The 18,503-nt window shown below is 67.8% G+C and carries 17 protein-coding genes and 1 pseudogene; 13 read left to right on the forward strand and 5 right to left on the reverse strand.

Going from position 1 to position 18,503, the window contains the following annotated elements:
- Window positions 1-15: 15 nt before the first annotated feature.
- Entirely contained in the window at window positions 16-198 is a 183-nt protein-coding gene (locus E3T35_RS04960; protein ID WP_134378009.1) for a hypothetical protein, read from the reverse strand.
- 192 nt (window positions 199-390) lie between these two features.
- Between E3T35_RS04960 and E3T35_RS19705 the strand changes: the two genes are divergently transcribed.
- From E3T35_RS19705 to E3T35_RS04985, 5 genes are all read left to right on the forward strand, one after another.
- Entirely contained in the window at window positions 391-621 is a 231-nt protein-coding gene (locus tag E3T35_RS19705; RefSeq protein WP_174777079.1) for a hypothetical protein, read from the forward strand.
- A 4-nt stretch (window positions 622-625) separates the two neighbouring features.
- Window positions 626-3,457 (forward strand): DNA polymerase III subunit gamma and tau, encoded by a 2,832-nt coding sequence (locus E3T35_RS04970; protein WP_174777080.1) that lies wholly within the window; start codon window positions 626-628, stop codon window positions 3,455-3,457.
- 3 nt (window positions 3,458-3,460) lie between these two features.
- Entirely contained in the window at window positions 3,461-4,060 is a 600-nt protein-coding gene (gene recR, locus E3T35_RS04975) for a recombination mediator RecR (protein ID WP_092340318.1), read from the forward strand.
- A 334-nt stretch (window positions 4,061-4,394) separates the two neighbouring features.
- Window positions 4,395-5,672 (forward strand): aspartate kinase, encoded by a 1,278-nt coding sequence (locus tag E3T35_RS04980; protein ID WP_134345442.1) that lies wholly within the window; start codon window positions 4,395-4,397, stop codon window positions 5,670-5,672.
- Between the two features lie 102 nt (window positions 5,673-5,774).
- Window positions 5,775-6,842, forward strand: a complete 1,068-nt coding sequence (locus E3T35_RS04985) for an aspartate-semialdehyde dehydrogenase (RefSeq protein WP_134378011.1) — start codon at window positions 5,775-5,777, stop codon at window positions 6,840-6,842.
- A 268-nt stretch (window positions 6,843-7,110) separates the two neighbouring features.
- Here the strand turns inward: E3T35_RS04985 and E3T35_RS20155 are convergent.
- Window positions 7,111-7,224, reverse strand: a pseudogene (locus E3T35_RS20155) (helix-turn-helix domain-containing protein); the annotation flags it as partial.
- 316 nt (window positions 7,225-7,540) lie between these two features.
- On the opposite strand from E3T35_RS20155, the gene E3T35_RS04995 reads away from it, so the two are divergent.
- The 6 genes from E3T35_RS04995 to E3T35_RS05020 all read left to right on the forward strand — a co-directional run bounded on the left by E3T35_RS04995 (window position 7,541) and on the right by E3T35_RS05020 (window position 13,421).
- Window positions 7,541-9,505 carry a glycosyltransferase gene (locus E3T35_RS04995; protein ID WP_241988736.1) on the forward strand — a complete coding sequence of 655 codons (1,965 nt, stop codon included), beginning with the start codon at window positions 7,541-7,543 and terminating at the stop codon, window positions 9,503-9,505.
- Window positions 9,505-9,837 (forward strand): STAS domain-containing protein, encoded by a 333-nt coding sequence (locus tag E3T35_RS05000; protein WP_134378013.1) that lies wholly within the window; start codon window positions 9,505-9,507, stop codon window positions 9,835-9,837. The genes E3T35_RS04995 and E3T35_RS05000 overlap by 1 nt, the downstream gene beginning before the upstream one ends.
- A 1-nt stretch (window position 9,838) precedes the next feature.
- Window positions 9,839-10,279, forward strand: coding sequence for an ATP-binding protein (locus E3T35_RS05005; protein WP_166789834.1), 441 nt, complete (start codon window positions 9,839-9,841; stop codon window positions 10,277-10,279).
- Complete coding sequence (locus E3T35_RS05010; protein ID WP_134378015.1) at window positions 10,276-11,466, forward strand: PP2C family protein-serine/threonine phosphatase; 1,191 nt, start codon at window positions 10,276-10,278, stop codon at window positions 11,464-11,466. Before E3T35_RS05005 ends, E3T35_RS05010 begins: the two co-directional genes overlap by 4 nt.
- 44 nt (window positions 11,467-11,510) lie before the next feature.
- Window positions 11,511-12,989, forward strand: coding sequence for a malate:quinone oxidoreductase (locus E3T35_RS05015; RefSeq protein ID WP_134378016.1), 1,479 nt, complete (start codon window positions 11,511-11,513; stop codon window positions 12,987-12,989).
- A 123-nt stretch (window positions 12,990-13,112) separates the two neighbouring features.
- Entirely contained in the window at window positions 13,113-13,421 is a 309-nt protein-coding gene (locus E3T35_RS05020) for a hypothetical protein (protein WP_134345434.1), read from the forward strand.
- A 21-nt stretch (window positions 13,422-13,442) separates the two neighbouring features.
- On the opposite strand, the gene E3T35_RS05025 is transcribed toward E3T35_RS05020, so the two are convergent.
- The 3 genes from E3T35_RS05025 to E3T35_RS05035 form a co-directional block, all read right to left on the reverse strand.
- Entirely contained in the window at window positions 13,443-13,724 is a 282-nt protein-coding gene (locus tag E3T35_RS05025; protein WP_092340305.1) for a hypothetical protein, read from the reverse strand.
- 34 nt (window positions 13,725-13,758) lie between these two features.
- Window positions 13,759-14,151: a hypothetical protein gene (locus tag E3T35_RS05030; RefSeq protein WP_134378017.1), complete on the reverse strand. Its 393-nt coding sequence runs from the start codon at window positions 14,149-14,151 to the stop codon at window positions 13,759-13,761.
- An 85-nt stretch (window positions 14,152-14,236) separates the two neighbouring features.
- The gene (locus tag E3T35_RS05035; protein ID WP_134378018.1) at window positions 14,237-15,412 is read right to left on the reverse strand and encodes a DNA topoisomerase IB; all 1,176 of its coding nucleotides are present in this window, start codon (window positions 15,410-15,412) and stop codon (window positions 14,237-14,239) included.
- A gap of 391 nt (window positions 15,413-15,803) precedes the next feature.
- Between E3T35_RS05035 and E3T35_RS05040 the strand changes: the two genes are divergently transcribed.
- Together E3T35_RS05040 and E3T35_RS05045 are read left to right on the forward strand one after the other, a co-directional pair.
- Window positions 15,804-17,045, forward strand: coding sequence for an Rv2578c family radical SAM protein (locus tag E3T35_RS05040; protein ID WP_134378019.1), 1,242 nt, complete (start codon window positions 15,804-15,806; stop codon window positions 17,043-17,045).
- A gap of 124 nt (window positions 17,046-17,169) precedes the next feature.
- Entirely contained in the window at window positions 17,170-18,471 is a 1,302-nt protein-coding gene (locus E3T35_RS05045) for an ATP-binding protein (protein ID WP_134378020.1), read from the forward strand.
- The last annotated feature ends 32 nt before the right edge of the window (window positions 18,472-18,503 follow it).

Below are 18,503 nucleotides of genomic sequence, written 5' to 3' on the forward strand. Positions count from 1 at the left end.
CGGCACGAGGCTGAGCTACACGAGCACGCTCGCCGCCGTGCAGGTGTCGATCACCGGTGCTGGCACCACGATTGCTGTCACAGCGGATGCGACGAATTCAGAATCCGTAAACGTCGCGTCGGTCCACCTCGAGTCGGCGGGAACGAGCGCGGCGGCGAGAAGCGCCGCAAACGCGAGGACGAGCTGCCGGGCGATCATTGCACTGGCCGGCCGCTCGGATGGTTTGACGAGCCCCCGGGAGCGGACGCGGCCGAGGCCTCCGTCGCGGCAGCGGAGGGATCCGGAGCTGACCCCGGGGGAGTGGGGGAGGCCTCAGCGGCGTCGGAGTCGGCGGCCCGGACGCCAACCGGAACGGCATCGGCCGATCGATCACGATCGTCATCCCGGTCGGTGTCTTCCCGTTCTCTGCGGGGCCAGAACGTCCAGGTCACGAGCACCGCAGCCCCGATCGCGAGCACGGCGAGCACCCAGGGTTGCACCACCATCAGCGCGGTCAGCCCGGCCGGTGTCGGCGTCGTTGATGTCGCCGTCGTCGGTTCAACGCGCCGCGGCATCCGCTTCACGATTGTCGCAGCGGATGCCGCGGCGGGGGCGAGTGTCGGTTGCGGCAAGTACCATTGAGATCGTGGTTACCGCCCTGTATCGCCGCTACCGGCCAGAGACCTTTGCCGAGATGATCGGCCAGTCCCAAGTGACTGATCCGCTGATGACGGCGCTTCGCACCAACCGAGTGAACCACGCCTATCTGTTCAGCGGCCCCCGCGGCTGTGGCAAGACCACATCGGCGCGCATCCTGGCCCGCTGTCTCAACTGTGCTGAGGGCCCGACGGACACCCCGTGCGGTGTCTGTCCGAGCTGTGTCGAGCTCGCCCGAGACGGCGGCGGTTCGCTCGACGTCGTCGAAATCGACGCGGCGAGTCACAACGGTGTCGACGATGCCCGCGACATTCGCGAGCGCGCCATCTTCGCGCCCGCCCGCGACCGCTACAAGATCTTCATCCTCGACGAGGCCCACATGGTCACCCCGCAGGGTTTCAACGCGCTGCTCAAGATTGTCGAAGAGCCGCCGGAACACGTGAAGTTCATCTTCGCGACCACCGAACCCGAAAAGGTGATCGGAACCATCCGCTCGCGTACCCATCACTATCCGTTCCGGCTGGTGCCTCCGGGGCCGATGCTCGAGTACGTGCAGCAGATGTGCGATACCGAGAAGATGGTCGTCGCGCCCGGCGTGCTGCCGCTCGTGGTGCGCGCCGGCGGCGGCTCGCCGCGCGACACCCTGTCGCTGCTCGACCAACTCATGGCCGGGTCTGATGGCCAGTCCATTGAGTACGATCGCGCCGTCGCGCTGCTCGGCTACACGAGTGCATCGCTGCTCGACGAGGCCGTCGAGGCCATCGGTGCCCGTGATTCCGCTGCAGCCTTCGACGCGGTCGACCGGGTCATCCAGACCGGGCAAGATCCGCGCCGCTTCGTCGAAGATCTGCTCGAGCGCATGCGCGACCTCATCATCGTCGCGGCCACAAGCGTCGCGGGGGCCGCGGCCGTGCTGCGCGGCGTGCCGCAAGACGAGCTGGAACGCATGACCGTGCAGGCCGCCGCCTTCGGGCCGGCCGAACTCTCGCGCACCGCCGACATTCTCAACGCGGCGCTCACCGAGATGAGCGGGGCCACCTCGCCGCGCCTGCATCTTGAGCTCATGATCGCGCGGTCCCTGATTCCCGCGACCGACGACTCAACTCGCGGCGCCCTCGCGAGGGTCGAGCGCCTGGAGCGTCGTATCGGCGTCGACGGCGTGGCGGCTGTGCCCGCTGTGGCCGCCGTTGCTGGTGCTCCTGCTGCCCGCGAGTCCGCCCCCCATGCGGTGGTCGAGCCTGTCGAGACCGCCATCCCGGGAACGCGGGCTGCCAGCTCCGCCGCTGCCGGTGTCGCTGCTGTTGCCGGTGGCGCTGCTGTTGCCGGTGGCGCTGCTGCTACCGGTGGCGCTGCTGCTACCGGTGCCGCTGCCGGTGGCGCCGCTGCTACCCGCGAGCCCGCCGCCAATGCGTCGGTCGATCCGGTCGAGACCGCCATTCCGGGAACGCAGGCTGCGTCGGGAACGCGAGCACCGTTGGCTGCGGACGCGCCCTCCGCGCCCAAACCGCCCATCGTCCCCGGTGCTCCGGTCTCCCTGCAACAGCTCAAGGACGCCTGGCCCGAGATTCTCGAAGCGGTCAAGAACGAGAAGACCACCGCGTGGCTTGTCGTCTACACCGCCCACGTACTCAGCCTGAACGGCGACGTACTCGCCCTGTCGTTCCCGAGTCACGCCGATGTCGAGAGCTTCAAGCAGCAAAAGGTCCCCGGAATGGGAACGAGCGACTTCTTGCGCACCGCGATCGTCGCTGTGCTCGGCCTGCGGGTCAAGTTCATCGCGCGCGTCGACGCTGGGCGCGAGACTTCCTCGCCGAGCGCGGCGTCCGGTGCCGCACCCGCAGCCGCCGCGGAGCCTGCGCCAGCAGGCCCGGCACCCGAATCGCCCTCGGCAGCAGCGGATGCTGTCGGCTCGGCCGTCCCCAATCTCGAGGCAGCGGATTCGCCGGCGTCCCCGACAAGCGCGCCGTCTGCGCCGTCTGCGACTGAGAACACTGCGACCGCGCCGTCTGCCCAGAAACCCGACGTAACTCCCCGCACTATGCCTGCCCCTCCCGCTGCGCCGCGCGAGCCAGCCTCGCCGGCCGCTGAAGGCGCGTCGCCCGTCGCTGCATCCACCAGCGGATGGGCGACCGTAGCCATCCCCGGCTCACCGAACGGCCCGGCACTGCCCGCTCTCGACGATGACGCAACGGATGCCCCGGCTCCCGAAACCGCTGCGCCGCCAGCAGCTCAGGCCCCCGAATCGTCATCGCCAGTGTCGACACAGTCGGTTGGGACTGCGGGTTCATCCGCGGGCGTGGCGTCAGACGAACCCTGGGCCGCGACTGCTTTCGTATCGACGTCCCACGACGAGCCGCCGTACGATGACGTGCCGCCGCCGTTCGACGACGACGTTCCGCCCGAGATGGACGCCCCCGCCGATGAACGCGTGCCGAATTACGAGGCGCACGCCGAGGCATCCGCTGTGCCCGTAAGCGCTGTTCCCACGAACGCCCAGCAGAGTCGGCAGCCCCAGGGCGCGCCCCAACAGAAGTCAGGCCCGCAGTACTCAGGCCAGCGGACCGCCGGTCACGAGACCGCTGTCCAGCAGAATGCCGATCGCTCCAGCCTCGGTCAACCCAACCTCGGTCAGAGCGCGCCAGCGACGCGGCAACACCCGAACGCGTCCGGCCAGCGCGGCTCCACGAAGGACCCGTCGCGGGCGCCGTCCTTCGCTGAGAAGCAGCGCTACGGCGAGGCCGTCGTGCGCGAGATTCTCGGTGCCACCTTCATCGAAGAGCAGCCGTACTCCGCGGCGCCCCGAACCAGAAACGACCACTAAACCATGTATGAAGGAATCGTTCAGGAACTGATCGACGAGCTCGGCCAGCTTCCTGGTATCGGCCCGAAGTCGGCGCAGCGCATCGCGTTTCACATCCTGCAGACCGAAAAATTCGACGTGACCCGTCTCGCCAACGTGCTGCTCGAGGTGCGCGACAAAGTGCGGTTCTGCGACATCTGCGGCAACGTCTCCGAGCAGCCTACCTGCCTGATCTGCCGGGATCCTCGCCGGGATCCCACGTCGATCTGCGTCGTCGAAGAGGCCAAGGACGTCGTTGCGATCGAGCGCACCCGCGAGTTCAAGGGCCTCTATCACGTGCTGGGCGGGGCCATCAGCCCGATCGACGGCGTCGGACCCGACGACCTGCGCATCCGCCAGCTGATGCAGCGCCTCGCCGACAACACCGTTCAGGAGGTCATCATCGCGACCGACCCGAACCTCGAGGGAGAGGCCACCGCCACCTATCTCTCCCGCCTGCTCACCACCCTGGAGATCAAGGTCACCCGTCTGGCCTCCGGCCTGCCCGTGGGCGGCGACCTCGAGTACGCCGACGAGGTCACGCTCGGCCGCGCCTTCGAGGGCCGCCGCGAGGTCACCCACTAGCCCGGTCGCCTCCGCTGCGCCTAGCGCACCCCTCGTTCTTGCGGACGGGGCCCGGGCCCCGTCCCTGGGCCCAGTTTATAGACTGGGCCCCGGGCCATAAGGTGGGCCCAGCGAGCGGATGCCGCCTCCGCACACCGACCCCCGCACACCCCACCCGACCCCGCACACCCCACCCGACCCCGCACACCCCACCCGGCCCCGCACACCCCACCCACCGCCGCACCCCCTCTGCCGCGCAACGTCACATGGCACCGGCCCGCCAGCACCAGCATTTAGGATGGGAACTTGGACGCGGCCCGCACAACAGGCCGCACACCCCCATCTCAGGAGTCCCATGGCCTTGATCGTGCAGAAGTTCGGCGGATCATCCGTCGCCGACGCCGAAAGCATCAAGCGGGTCGCCAAGCGCATCGTCGACACCCGCAAGGCAGGCAACGAGGTCGTCGTCGCCGTCTCGGCGATGGGCGACAGCACCGACGAACTGCTTGACCTCGCCCACCAGGTCACGCCGCTTCCCGCCCCGCGCGAGCTCGACATGCTGCTCACCGCTGGCGAACGCATCTCGATGGCGCTGCTCGCGATGGCCATCAAGAGCCTCGGCTACGACGCCCGCTCCTTCACCGGCAGCCAGGCCGGCATGATCACGGATGCCCGCCACGGCTCCGCGCGCATCGTCGACGTCACGCCCGGCCGCATCCGCTCGGCCCTCGACGAGGGCGCCGTCGCCATCGTCGCCGGCTTCCAGGGCTTCAATCGCGATACCAAGGACATCACGACTCTCGGCCGCGGCGGTTCGGACACCACCGCCGTCGCCCTCGCCGCGGCCCTCGGCGCCGACATCTGCGAAATCTACACGGATGTCGATGGCGTCTTCACCGCGGATCCGCGGGTCGTTCCCCGTGCCCGCAAACTCGAGCGCGTCACCAGCGAGGAGATGCTCGAACTCGCCGCTGCCGGAGCCAAAGTCCTATATATTCGCGCTGTGGAATATGCCCGCCGGCACGGCGTCACCCTGCACGTGCGCTCCTCGTTCAACAACAACACCGGCACCATCGTGTACAACGCCGCGACCGCGCGAGAAAATGGAGTAATTGTGGAAGAGCCAATCATCGCCGGAATCGCCGCTGACCTGAGCGAAGCCAAGGTCACCGTGGTCGGTGTGCCCGACATTCCCGGTAAGGCCGCGCTCATCTTCAAGATCGTCGCGCGCACCAACGCCAACGTCGACATGATCGTGCAGAACGTGTCGGCCGCCGCCACCGGGCTCACCGACATCTCGTTCACCCTGCCCAAGTCGGAGGGCCAGCAGGTGCTCACCGCGCTGACCAACGAGAAAGAGCTCATCGGCTTCAAGAGCCTGCAGTACGACGACCAGATCGCCAAGCTCGCCCTGGTCGGCGGAGGTATGCGCACCAATACCGGCGTCTCGGCGAAGCTGTTCGAGGCGCTCTACGAGGCCGGGATCAACATCGAGATGATTTCGACCAGTGAGATTCGCATCTCGGTCGTCACCCGCGCCGACACCATCAACGAGGCCCTCCGCGTGGTACACACCGCGTTCGGGCTCGACGGTGAGATCGAAGCCGTCGTGCACGGTGGCTCCGGCCGCTAGTCTCGCCGAGGTGTGAGTTCGAGCCCCTGAATGGTCTCGAAACTCACACCTCACCAAGCGGATGCCCCGCCTCACCCCCACTGCAGACGTTAGGAACCACACGTGACCAGCTCAGCCAACACCCCCGGCATCAACATCGGCGTCGTCGGCGCCACCGGACAGGTCGGCGCCGTGGTGCGTCGTCTGCTTGAGGAGCGCGACTTTCCAGTGAAGAGCATCCGCTTTTTCGCGTCAGCACGCTCGGCCGGCACCAGCCTCACCTTCAAGGGTGAGCAGATCACGGTCGAAGACGCCTCGGTTGCAGACCCGACCGGGCTCGACGTGGCCATCTTCTCGGCCGGCGCCACGCTCTCCAAAGCGCAGGCGCCCCGGTTTGCCGCGGCCGGTGTGCTCGTCGTCGACAACTCGAGCGGCTGGCGCATGGACCCTGACGTTCCCCTCGTCGTCAGCGAGGTCAACCCCGAAGCCATCCAGCAGGCCGTCAAGGGCATCATCGCCAACCCGAACTGCACCACCATGGCCGCCATGCCCGTGCTCAAGGTTTTGCACGACGAAGCCGGCCTCAAGCGCCTCATTGTGAGCACCTACCAGGCCGTGTCCGGCAGTGGCCTGGCCGGCGCGTTCGAACTGGCCAGCCAGGTTCGGGTTGCCGCGCAGGACGAGAACCTGTTCCAGCTCGTGCACGACGGCAGCGCGGTGACCCTGCCCGAGCCCACCATCTACGCCCGGCCGATCGCGTTCGACGTGATTCCGCTGGCCGGCAGCATCGTCGACGACGGTCAGTTCGAAACCGACGAAGAGAAGAAGCTGCGGAACGAGAGCCGCAAGATCCTCGGACTGCCCGAACTGCTGGTTTCCGGAACCTGCGTGCGCGTGCCCGTCTTTACCGGCCACTCGCTCTCGATCAATGTGGAGTTCGCCAAGCCGATCAGCGTCGCCCGCGCCGAGGAACTGTTGAAGGTGGCTCCCGGCGTCGAACTCACCGACATCCCGACCCCGTTGCAGGCCGCCGGCCAGGACGCCAGCTTCGTCGGTCGCATCCGTCAAGATGAAGGCGTACCGGATGGCCGTGGCCTCGCCCTCTTCATCAGCAACGACAACCTGCGCAAGGGTGCAGCCCTGAACGCCGTGCAGATCGCCGAGCTCATCGCCGCCGCACGAGCCGCCTAGCCCGTTCCGAACTGCCCTGCCGCGCGCCTGTGCTTGCCTCGCCCGGGCCCGGAAAGTGGGCCCATGATAGAAGCTGGGCCAGCTTTCGTAAGGTGGGCCCGGCAGCTCCGGCCGGCCCTGGTGGCGCACGGGGCCCGGGCCCCGTCCCCGGGCCCAGTTTATAAACTGGGCCCGGGGTCGCAAGGTGGGCCCGGAGGCCTTCAGCGAGTGAGAACTTCAGCGCGCGGCACGGCGCCGGGCGCCGAGTTCCCGTCTAATCCCGGGGTCGCTACTCCTTTGCTGCCAGGCGGTAGCCAACGCCGCGCACGGTTTCCAACCAGTGTGGGGTCATGCTGCTGTCACCGAGTTTGCGGCGCAGGTTGCCCATGCTCACGTCGAGGGTGGTGACGATTGGATCGTAAGCTCGCACCGCAGCGATGCCGTCGAGGCCATTGCTCGTGGCGATGGTCTCGACCCCGGCCTGGGTCAGCACGGCTTCCAGAAGGTTGCGAATGTCGGCGTCATCCTCGATGATGACGGCCACGCGCCGCTCGTCGTTGTCAGAAACCATACCTTTAGTAGCCCCCACCACGAGCGCGCCTGTAGCGCAGTCCGAATTACGGCACAATGCCCACTTCGGGAATCGGTGCGGAGTCGCATGCGGGTTTATTCTGGTGTCAGAATCCGCCTGTCTTAGCGGCCTGGGATCAGGGAGCAATGTGGGGAAACCGGTTCGCCCCGCCCGATCCGCGGCGCATCTCCTGCTCGTGCGCGTGGCCGTGCTGGTCACCGTCGCCCTCGGCGCGAACTATATTCTGTGGCGCTGGTTCTTCTCACTCAACTGGGACGCCTGGTGGATCGCCGTGGCCCTCGTGCTCGCCGAAACCTACAGCCTGATCGACGTCGCCCTGTTCGGCCTCACCATGTGGCGGGCGCGCGAGCGCGAGCTTCCTACCGCGCCGGCCGCCGACCTAACCGTCGACGTGTTCATCACGACCTACAACGAGCCCGTCGAGATGGTGCGGCGCACCGCGCTGGCGGCGCGCGGCATCCGCTACCCGCATTCCACGTTCATCCTCGACGACGGCAACCGGCCCGAAATGCGCGAGGCGGCCGACCAGCTCGGCGTGGGCTACATCACCCGCGGAGTCGACTGGCAGAATCGCCCGCTGCACGCCAAGGCCGGCAACCTCAACAATGCACTCATGGGCACCGACGGTGAGTTCCTACTCATTCTCGACGCCGACCAGGTGCCGTTGCCGCAGATACTCGACCACACGCTCGGCTACTTCGCCGACCCGAAGATCGCTCTGGTACAGACGCCGCAGGTGTTCGAGAATGTGCCGGCCGGCGACCCGCTCGGCAGCCAGGCTCCGTTGTTCTACGGACCGATCCAGCAGGGCAAAGACGGCTGGAACGCCGCGTTCTTCTGCGGCTCCAACGCCCTCCTGCGCCGCGAAGCGCTCATGCAGCTCGGCATCACCCGCTACGTGCTCGAAATGGAGCGCGCCGTCACCCGCGCCCTCACCGGCGCCGCCCGGGTGCTCGCCCGGGCCGGCCGGGCCGACGACGCGCAGGACCCGGTCGTCCAGGCCGCCCTGCACGAGGTGGGCGCGGCGATCAGCGACACGCGCGCCGCGATCGCCGCCGGCGAGACCATCGGGCCTGCCACCTACACGCTGCAGAACCGCATCACGGCGGTGTCGCGCGACCTGGTGGCCGTCGACCTGCACCTACTCACCCTCGACCTGGCCGTCATCGCCGAACTGCAGCTCGAAACGGATGCCGACAGCGCCATTCCCGCACACAGCCTCGAGCAGCTCGCCGCCCGCGACCTGTCCCCGCTCGGAGCCCTCGAATCGGTGCAGGTGCTGCTGCGGTCGATCGACGTGGACCGCGCCGACGAGGCCCAGCCGCTCATGCCGCTCGCCACGATCAGCGTCACCGAGGACATGGCTACGAGCATGCGCCTGCACGGCCTCGGCTTCAGCACCGTCTATCACCACGAAACCCTCGCCATCGGACTCGCTCCCGAAGACCTCGGCACCATGCTCACCCAGCGGTTGCGCTGGGCGCAGGGCACGATGCAAGTCATGATGCGCGAGAACCCGCTGGTGCAGCGCGGCCTCACCCTGCCGCAGCGACTGATGTACTTCTCGACCATGTGGAGCTATCTCAGCGGCTACGCCGCGCTGGTTTACTTCGCCGCCCCCGCCGTCTTTCTCTGCTTCGGCATTCTGCCGGTCAATACGACGGCCCTCGAATTCTTTCTGCGCTTTCTGCCGTTCATGATCGCCAACCAGCTGTTGTTCATCCTGTCCAGCCACGGAATCTCGACCTGGCGGGGCCAGCAGTACAGCCTCGCCCTGTTCCCGGTCTGGATCAAAGCCACCACGACCGCCGTCGCCAACGTGGTCTTCCACCGGCCGCTCGGCTTCGTGGTCACCCCGAAAACCCGGCAGGAGGGCGCCGCCCCCTGGCATCTGATCCGGCCGCAGATCATCGTCGCCATCGTGCTCGTCGTGGCCACCATCATCGGCGTGACCCGGCTGGCGCTCGGCGTCGGCGAACCCATCGGCACGTTCGTGAACCTCGCCTGGGTCGTGTTCGACCTCGTCATTCTCAGCGTGCTGGTACCCGCCGCCCACTATCAAGGCTTTACCCCGAAGGAGACAAGCCGCTAATGCAATTCACGGTCACCGACCAGGGCGACGGCATCGCCGTCGTGCACATCATGGGACGTTTGAATATGGTCACCGCACCGCGCCTGCGGGAGGTGGTGGCAGCATCCGTCGCCGCCGGCCAGAATCGGGTGGCTGTCGACTTGAGCGACGTGGATTTCATCGACTCCTCGGGCCTCGGCGCTCTCATCGGCGGCCTCAAGGCCACCCGGCAGGCCGGCGGCGACCTGCGCATCGCCGCGCCGAACGAGCAGGTGCGCCTGGTGTTGCAGCTGACCAACATGGAACGCGTCCTCACCGCGTATCCCGCCGCGAGCAGCGCGTTCCATGGTTAGCGTGAGCGCGCACACCCTCACGCTGGTGTCACCGCCCGACGACGTGAACACCGTGCACGCCCTGCTCGAAACGGTCTGGGCGGATGCCGCGCACGTCTCCCCGAGAGACCGTTTCAGTTTCGAGACGGCCCTGATCGAACTCGCCTCGAACGTGCTGCGCCACGGCAACACCGGCAGCGGGGTGACCTGCGCACTGCGGCTCGAGGTGAGCACTGTCTCGATCGACGCGCGGCTGAGCGATACCGGGGGGACGGTAGTGGAGCTGCTCGCGGCGTCCGCCGACCCCGTATCAGACGGTGCGGTGGACAGCCGTGAGATGCCCGATGCGCTGAGCGAATCGGGCCGGGGAATCGCGCTCATCCAGGCCCTCGTTGACGAGCTCGAATACACCCGCGACGGCGACGTGAATCGCTGGCACATCGTGCGAACGCTGCGGTCATGACTGCGTCGACTATTTTCCAGCACACCGAACTCACCCGCCAGCGCGCGCTCGACGACCTGCATATCCTCGACACCGCGCCGGAGGAACGCTTCGACCGCATCACCCGGCTGGTCAAAGAGCTCTTCCATGTGCAGATCGCCATCATCTCGCTCATCGACCACGACCGGCAGTGGAACAAGTCCAGCGCTGGCATCGAGCCCGATCAGCCCCTCGAGTATCCGCGGTCCAGTGCCTTCTGCGATTCCACCATCGACGCCTGCGGCACGTTGATCGTGCCCGATGCCCGGCTGGACCCGCGGTTTCGCGACAATATCTATGTGACCGGGGAACCGGGCATCCGCTTTTATGCCGGTCATGCTCTCGAAGCGCACGGCGGCGAACGCATCGGCGCCCTATGCGTGTTCGATACCGTGCCGCGCGAGTTCTCGGCGCTCGAGCAGAATCTGCTACGCGACCTGGCGTTCTGGGTGCAGAACGAGCTGAACGCCTCGCAGGAACTCGACCAGGCCGCCGCGGTGCAGCGCGGCCTGCTGCCCAAGAAACTCGTGAGCCTGCCGGGGTTCGAGGTGGCCGGGGCCTGTTCGCCGGCGCGCGCCGTCGGCGGCGACTTCTACGACTGGTATCCGGTGGGGGAGGGCGCGGCCTTCACCCTCGCTGACGTCATGGGCAAGGGGGTGGGTGCGGCGATCATCGCGGCGACCGTGCGGGCAGTGCTGCGAGCCGGATCTCGTCTCGATGGTGTGGCCGAGGTCGCGCGTATCGCCGCGGCGACGCTCGACCCAGACCTCGACGAGGCGGGCAGTTTCGTGACGCTATTCCACGCCCGACTCGACATGGACACCGGTGTCGTGAGCTACGTCGATGCCGGCCACGGCCTCACCCTGGTCGTGCACGCCGACGGCACGACCGAGCGGCTCACGTCGCTGCGGCTGCCGCTCGGCGCCGGCGACGACTCGCCCTGGCAGGAGCAGACCGTCGTGCTCGCGCCGGGCAGCACGCTGGTGTCGGTGAGCGACGGTGTGCTCGACCTGTTTGACGGCACGCTCGCCTCCCTCGACGCGGTCGACCGGCTGGTGCGTGGGGCGCCGACTGCCCAGCACGCTGTGGATTCGCTGATGCTGCGGGCCGGGCTCAGCGCCCCCGACGATGTCACGGTCATCGTCATTCGGCGCGCGGGCGAGCGGTGAGTGTGCGGTCAGGCGGATCCGCTCGCAGCGATACACTCGACAGTGTGAATTCTCAGGGAACCGTTGACGTAGTCCTCATTGGTGGCGGCATCATGAGTGCCACCCTCGGCACGCTCCTGAAGGAGCTGCAGCCCGACTGGCGCATCGAGGTGTACGAGCGCCTCGGCGAGCTGGCCCAAGAGAGCTCGAACCCGTGGAACAACGCCGGCACCGGCCACGCGGGGCTATGCGAACTCAACTACATGCCGCAGGCGCCCGACGGTTCGGTCACCGCCGACAAGGCCGTCGTTATCAACGAGCAGTTCCAGATCAGCCGCCAGCTGTGGGCGCACCTGGTTTCGATCGGCGCCCTGCCCGAGCCAGAGAAGTTCATCAACTCCACCCCGCACATGACCTTCGTGCACGGCAAAGCCAACGTGGAATACCTGCGCAAGCGCCACGCCGTGCTCGCTCCCGAGCCGTTGTTCGCCGGCATGGAATTCAGCGATGACGCCGCCACCATCGGCACCTGGACTCCGCTGCTCACCCGCAAGCGCCCCGCCGGCCAGAAGATCGCCGCCACCCGCATCACGAGCGGCACCGACGTCGACTTCGGTGCCCTCACCCGCTTTCTGTTCGCGAACCTCTCCCGGAAGGGGGCCACGATGCACATGAACGAGCAGGTCGTCGGCCTGGGGCACAAAGCGGATGGCACGTGGAACCTGAAATTGCTGCGCCACGTCGGGCAGACCCGCAGTACCATCAACGCCCGCTTCGTGTTCGTCGGAGCCGGTGGCGGCGCACTCGCTCTGCTGCAGCAGAGCGGGATTCCCGAGATCAAGGGCTTCGGTGGCTTTCCGATCAGTGGCCAGTTCCTGCGCACCACCAACCCGAAGCTCGTCGCCCAGCACCAGGCCAAGGTCTACGGCAAGGCGGCCAAGGGCGCCCCGCCCATGTCGGTTCCGCACCTCGACACCCGCGTCGTCGACGGCGAAATGTCGCTTTTGTTCGGCCCGTACGCCGGGTTCAGCCCCAAGTTCTTGAAGACGAGCACCTGGTTCGACCTGCCGTTCTCCATTCGCACGCACAACCTCGGCCCGATGCTAGCCGTCGCGAAGAACAACTTCGACCTGATGAAATACCTGATCGGCGAGGTTTTCGCGTCGCGGAACGCCAAGATCAAGGCCCTGCGCCAGTTCATTCCCGCCGCGGATTCAAAGGACTGGGAGCTCATCACGGCCGGCCAGCGCGTTCAGGTCATGAAGAAGGACCCCAAGCTCGGGGGAGTGCTGCAGTTCGGCACCGAGGTCATCACCTCGAGCGACGGCTCGATCGCCGGCCTGCTCGGCGCCTCGCCGGGAGCCTCGACGGCCGCGCCGATCATGGTGGACCTGCTGGCCCGCTGCTTCCCCGACCGCATCGAGGGCTGGAAGCCGCGGATCCGCCAGATGATCCCCAGCTACGGCACCCGCCTCTCCGACGACCCGGCTGCTGCTGCCGCGTCCCTCGCCGCGACCGCCGAGGTCTTGAACCTCACGAACTAGTCCCAGCTCGCGGAAGGAAGATTGGAGCCGGGTGGGGATCGCGTAGGAGGGCGTTGTCAACCCCTTGAATGCGGGAGTTAGCGGATGTCTACTTAAAGCCCAATGGCGGCCAGGAGGCGGCACGTGAACCCGAACAATGGCGTTTCGGATGCCCAGAATCTGCGCGTATCGCAGCTCGGCATTCTCCAGCTCACCCCGACCGAATGGTTGGTGCGAGATTCGCACATGCTCGATGGCGACCCGGCCGCCCTGCTCGGAGTTATCCAGCAGAGCGGGGACGCCTATGAGGTGACCAAGCTCGGCGTGCTCACCACGAGGTGGTTCTACTCATCCTTCGACCGGGCCCAAGCCAGTTTTTTGGTGCGCGGTGCACCCGGCCCGGGCGCACCAATGCGGCCCGGCAGCCGCCAGGTCTCACGCGTCACGGACTAGCCGAGACGGTCGGCCCGCGGTCTACATTTCGTGGCCGTCGGCACCCGTGGTGGGATTGGTGTGGTGCTGCTCCTTCTTGACGGATGCTTCGGTGCGGTCGAGCAGGTCACTCACCTTGTTCTGTGCCACGGAGGCGGCGTCGCGCGCAATCGTCTCGGCCTGCGAGATGACTTTCTGCGTGGCGGGGTCGCCCCACATTTCGTGGGCTTTCGCGCTGAGCCGGTCATAGGCCTGGCGGCCGGCCTTGGATCCGAGAACGAAGCCGGTCGCGGTACCGGCGAGGAACAAGAACTTGCCTTTCATGGGGACTCCTTAGGGGTTGCGTGGTACGGGGACGTCACGCGGTGGGTTCGGCGAGGCGGGGGTCTTCTGCGTCGACGTCGTGCCCGACGAGATCGGGGTTCGACGGGTTGTCGGCGGGGTCGATGTCGTCGAGGTTGGGCTCGTTGTCGACGTTGTCCTGATCGTCTTCGGCATCGCTGTCGGGCGCGGCGGCCTCCCCGGCTGTCGAGCCGTCGTCGCTCGGGGCCGGCCCATCGGGACCGGTGCCCGCGCTTGCGACCGGAACGGCTGAGCCCGCGTGTTCGTCGTCCGGCCCGTCGGGCCCATCCGGCCCGACCAGCTGATCGGGGTTGGTCGGCGAAGCCGGGGCCTCGGGCGCCGATTCGGTTTCTGGGGTGTCGGGGGCATCGAGCGGCGGCTGGTTGTCGGGGTCGGAGTCGTAAGTCACAGGTCTACCTTTCTCATGGGGACGGCCGGTCGCAGCGGCGACCGGCGGGTGGCACTCAAGTTATACCCCGAACGGGTGACATTCATCAGGTCGCTTCGCCGAGTAAAAGTGTGCGCAGCGCCGTCTCGACCGAGACCCGGCCTGCGGGGTCGATGGTCTCACCGGCGAGATAGAGGTCAACCACGCGCGGATCCACGTAGCTCGTGCGCGCGATCGCCGGCGTGTTGCCCAGCGCATCCGCCGCCTGACGCATGGCTGCGGCGATGGCACGGTTGTCCTGGCGACGGCTGCGCGTCGCAGCACGTGGCGGCCGGGCAGCGGATGCCGCGGGCGCGACCGATCCCGCCGGCCCAGCAGCTGAGGCTTGCGCGCCCGGCGCACGTGCAGCACCCGCATCATCCGTGCCGCCAGACGATCGTGGCCGCCCGGCAGAGCCCGCCACACCGGATACGGCCGGCCGGCTGGTCGCCTCCGAGGTCACCTTCAAGCTCTCGGCGAGACTAGCCGCCAGGCTCTGCGCGGCGGCGGCCGTGCCCCGCAGGGTGCGAAAGTCCTTCGCCGTGAACTCCCCGCCGGTTCGTTCCTTGATGAAATCGTTGATGTCGGCGGCCGACACGATGTCCTCGATGTCATCCAGTACCCAGGACAGCAGCGGTGCGGCCGGCCGCTCGCGCAGGCGGGCGCGCAGATACAACGCGAGGTCGGCATCCGTTATGACGCCCTGAAACTGTTGCCCACTCTTGGCCGGAAAATTCAGCCGCACCACATCGCCGCGCACCGTTACGTGGGAGCAGAGCAGGGTCGAAAGGCCGTGGCTGCCGTATGTATCGGCGTAGCGCTCGCTGCCGATGCGCAGCGAGGCGAGGTCGAGCATGCGAAACGCCGCAGCGAGCGCCCGGGTGCGCGGCGGGCCGTCGCCGCGAAGCTCACGGGTGACTTGGCCGCGCACCCGCGGCAGCGATTCGGCCAGCTGCAGCGCGCGCTCGAACTTGAGGCGGTCCTTCTGTTCGCGCCACACCGGGTGGTAGATGTACTGGCGGCGCCCGGCGGCGTCGATGCCGATCGCTTGGATATGCCCGTTCGCGTGCGGCGAGATCCATACGTCGTTCCACGCGGGCGGAATCGCGAGCGCCGCGAATCGCTCGCGCAGCGCCGTCTCGGTCACCTTCTGCCCGGCGGGGTCGCGGTAGCTGAAGCCCGTGCCGGCGCGCTTTCGCGTGTACCCCGGCCGGGTCGGGTCACTGCGTCGCAGCCGGGTCATGCCGGTGTGGCTTCTGATCGCATGTCGGCACAATAGTGCGATTCCCCTCCGAGCGGATGCCGCGGCGCCGGTGTCCGCGCGCTCGCGGCCATCGAGCCGCTCAGGCGCGCTCGCCCATCGAGCCCTTCCGGCGTGCTCGTGGCACGTGTTGAGGAAGCCCGCAGGTGTTCAAACCAGTGCCAACTTCCCCAACGCGTGCCGCGAGCGGATGCCACTGCTCGCGCCCGGCTCGCCCGCTCGCGACCTTCGAACGCGTTCGCGGCCCCCCTCTGTAGGAGTGCCGCGAACTCTGCTGAGTGCCGCGAGCCTGGCGCGGGCCGCGGGCATCCGCTCACTCCGGTTTTTTCGGCAGACACTTGCAATTCAGTCGTACTTATGTTCGACTTGACGCATGCGGTGGAGCTCACAAGAACTACAGACCGAGCGGCCCGGCGCCCTGCCGGGGCTGGCCCGCCTGAACAACCTCGTGCGCAGCGTGCAGACGCCCGAGTTCGCCGGGATCACGTTCCACGAGATCCTCGCCAAGTCGGCGCTCAACCACGTGCCCGGGCAGAGCGCGCTGCCGTTCGGCTACACGATCAACCCCTACCGCGGATGCTCCCACGCCTGCACCTACTGCTTCGCCCGCCCAACGCATCAGTACCTCGACCTCGACGCCGGCAAGGATTTCGACAGCGAGATCATTGTGAAGGTCAACGTGGCCGAGGTCTTGCGAAAAGAGCTGGCGAAACCGACGTGGGGGAGGCATCCTGTGGCGCTCGGCACCAACACCGATCCGTATCAGCGCGCCGAGGGACGCTACCGGCTGATGCCGGGCATCATCGCGGCCCTCGCCGACAGCAAGACGCCCTTCTCCATTCTCACCAAGGGCACCCTGCTGCGCCGCGATCTCGACCTGTTGGTCGAGGCGAGCACGCACGTTCCGGTCGATCTGGCCATGTCGATCGCGATCTACGACGACGAGCTGCAGCAGTCCGTCGAGCCGGGCACCCCCACCACCACGGCACGCCTCGCCACGGTCACCGCGGTGCGCGAACGCGGTCTGGACTGCGGCATCTTTCTCATGCCTATTTTGCCGTTTCTCACCGACACCCGAGCCCACCTCGATGAGGCGCTGCGCCAGGCCAAGGCTGCCGGGGCGACGAGCGTGCTCTACTCGGGGCTCAACCTGAAGCCCGCAGTCAAGGACTGGTACCTGCAGTGGCTCGGCCGCGAGCATCCCGAACTGGTCGGCCGCTACCAGGAGCTCTACGCCCGCGGCCAGTACGCCCCCAAGGAATACCGCACCTGGCTCGCCGCCCGCATCAAACCACTCATTCGAGCGCACGGCCTCGAGCGCGGGGTCGTCGACCCGTCCACCGGCGGGCTGCGTTCCAGCGCCCTTCCGTCCTCCCCGGAACGGATGCCCGCCTCCCACGCGCCCGCCCTTCTCCCTGCGCCGGGCCCGGGTTCTGCGCTCGCCTCTGCACCGGGCGCTTCCCCTAGTCGGGGCACGGGCACGGGCCCGGGCCCCGTCCCCGGGCCCAGTTTAGAAACTGGGCCCGGGGTCACAAGGTGGGCCCAGGGCTCCAAGTCCCCGCGGTCGCTGATCGCCGCCGAGCTCCCGCCCGAACTCGCGCCCACCCTGTTCTGACCGGTCAGACTTTCCGGGCCGGGGCCGGGAAACTGGGCCCATGATCGACCCACGGCTATGCCACCCGCCCAACCACCACCCGCCCCCACTCAACCCCGGTGGCATACTTGACCAGGGGGAAAATATGTCTCTGGGTCTACCCGGCCACTTAGTGCAGCTGACGCTCGCGCGCGCCCTCGCGCGGGCCGCGCACTGGTTCGCACTGACCTGCCTGATGGCCGCGATCGTGTCCGTCGGCATTCTCAGCCTCACCCGCAGCCCCGAACTCTGGATCACCATCGTGGTCGTGGCCGCCATGGGGGCCCTGCTCATTCTTTTCACCCGGCACCGCCGCATCACTTTGGCGGTCGCCTATCTCATCGTCGGAACCCTCGGCGTCTACGTCTTCACCACGACCGTGCTCGGCGTTCCCGACGTATTCCCCGCGTCGAATATGTTCCTCGTTGCCCTGCCGAAGATGGCACTCGTCATGGTCGGCGGCGCCGGAACCACCGCCCTCGCCGGCGTGCTCTGGAGCACCGCGGCGTTCATCCTCGCCGAGACCGCCGCGTTCCTCGCCATCCTGGGTACCGCAGTGCCCTACCGGCCCGACCTGTTCACCCTCTCCACCTACCTCGTGCTGGTCGGCGTCATGGTGCTCGCCGGAATCGACCGCCGCGCGAGCAACGCCGCCCAGCCCGCGATCCACCGTGCCGTGCAAGACGGATCCAACCGCCAGCTCCGCGACGCCCTCGACACCCGCGCCATCGCCCTACTCAATGACACGACCGTGGCCCAGCTCGTCGCCCTGTCCCTGGCCGAACCCGGCGCCCTCTCGCCGGGCCTCCGCGCGAGCCTCAACTACACGCTCGCCACCCTGCACGACACCAACTGGCTCACCGACATCGACGCCCGCACCAACACCGACCCGCAACCGACCCTCACCGGCACAGCCACTGAGAACACCCCGAAATCACCCGTCAGCGACGCCTGGCTGTCGAGCGCCGTCTACACCGCCATCGAACGCACACGCGACCGCGGACTCGTTGTCGAAGTCACCGGCGACCGCGACGCCCTCGCGCGCCTCGACGCCGGCAGCGACCGCGACGTGGGCCTCGCCGTTGAGCAGTGCCTCGTGAACGTCATCCTGCACGCCGGAGTCGCCTCCGCCGAGGTCGCTATCGAATCCGACCTGAGCACAATCTCACTGCTCATAACGGATGCCGGCCGCGGCTTCACCGAATCGGAATCCGCCTCCGACCGGCTCGGTCTACGGCAGTCCGTGCGGCGCCGCATCGAACAGCTCGGCGGATCCGTGCTGATCTGGAGCCGCCCCGGCGCCGGCACGAGCGTGCGCCTGACGGTTCCGGCCGCCACACACACGCCCACGAACCCTGCCACCAGCCAGACCGCGCGAAACCGCCCGACCCCGCGAAACCCCCGATGACCCGCGCGACCCCGCCCAGCCACAACCCGGCG

It is taken from the genome of Cryobacterium sp. TMT1-2-2 (assembly GCF_004403505.1).
Taxonomy (GTDB): Bacteria; Actinomycetota; Actinomycetes; order Actinomycetales; family Microbacteriaceae; genus Cryobacterium; species Cryobacterium flavum.

Coding starts and splice junctions, on each gene's coding strand:
- E3T35_RS04960 (WP_134378009.1), bottom strand. CDS start 198: ATGATCGCCCGGCAGCTCGTCCTCGCGTTTGCGGCGCTTCTCGCCGCC.
- recR (WP_092340318.1), top strand. CDS start 3,461: ATGTATGAAGGAATCGTTCAGGAACTGATCGACGAGCTCGGCCAGCTT.
- E3T35_RS04980 (WP_134345442.1), top strand. CDS start 4,395: ATGGCCTTGATCGTGCAGAAGTTCGGCGGATCATCCGTCGCCGACGCC.
- E3T35_RS05000 (WP_134378013.1), top strand. CDS start 9,505: ATGCAATTCACGGTCACCGACCAGGGCGACGGCATCGCCGTCGTGCAC.
- E3T35_RS05010 (WP_134378015.1), top strand. CDS start 10,276: ATGACTGCGTCGACTATTTTCCAGCACACCGAACTCACCCGCCAGCGC.
- E3T35_RS05025 (WP_092340305.1), bottom strand. CDS start 13,724: ATGAAAGGCAAGTTCTTGTTCCTCGCCGGTACCGCGACCGGCTTCGTT.
- E3T35_RS05035 (WP_134378018.1), bottom strand. CDS start 15,412: ATGACCCGGCTGCGACGCAGTGACCCGACCCGGCCGGGGTACACGCGA.
- E3T35_RS05040 (WP_134378019.1), top strand. CDS start 15,804: ATGCGGTGGAGCTCACAAGAACTACAGACCGAGCGGCCCGGCGCCCTG.
- E3T35_RS05045 (WP_134378020.1), top strand. CDS start 17,170: ATGTCTCTGGGTCTACCCGGCCACTTAGTGCAGCTGACGCTCGCGCGC.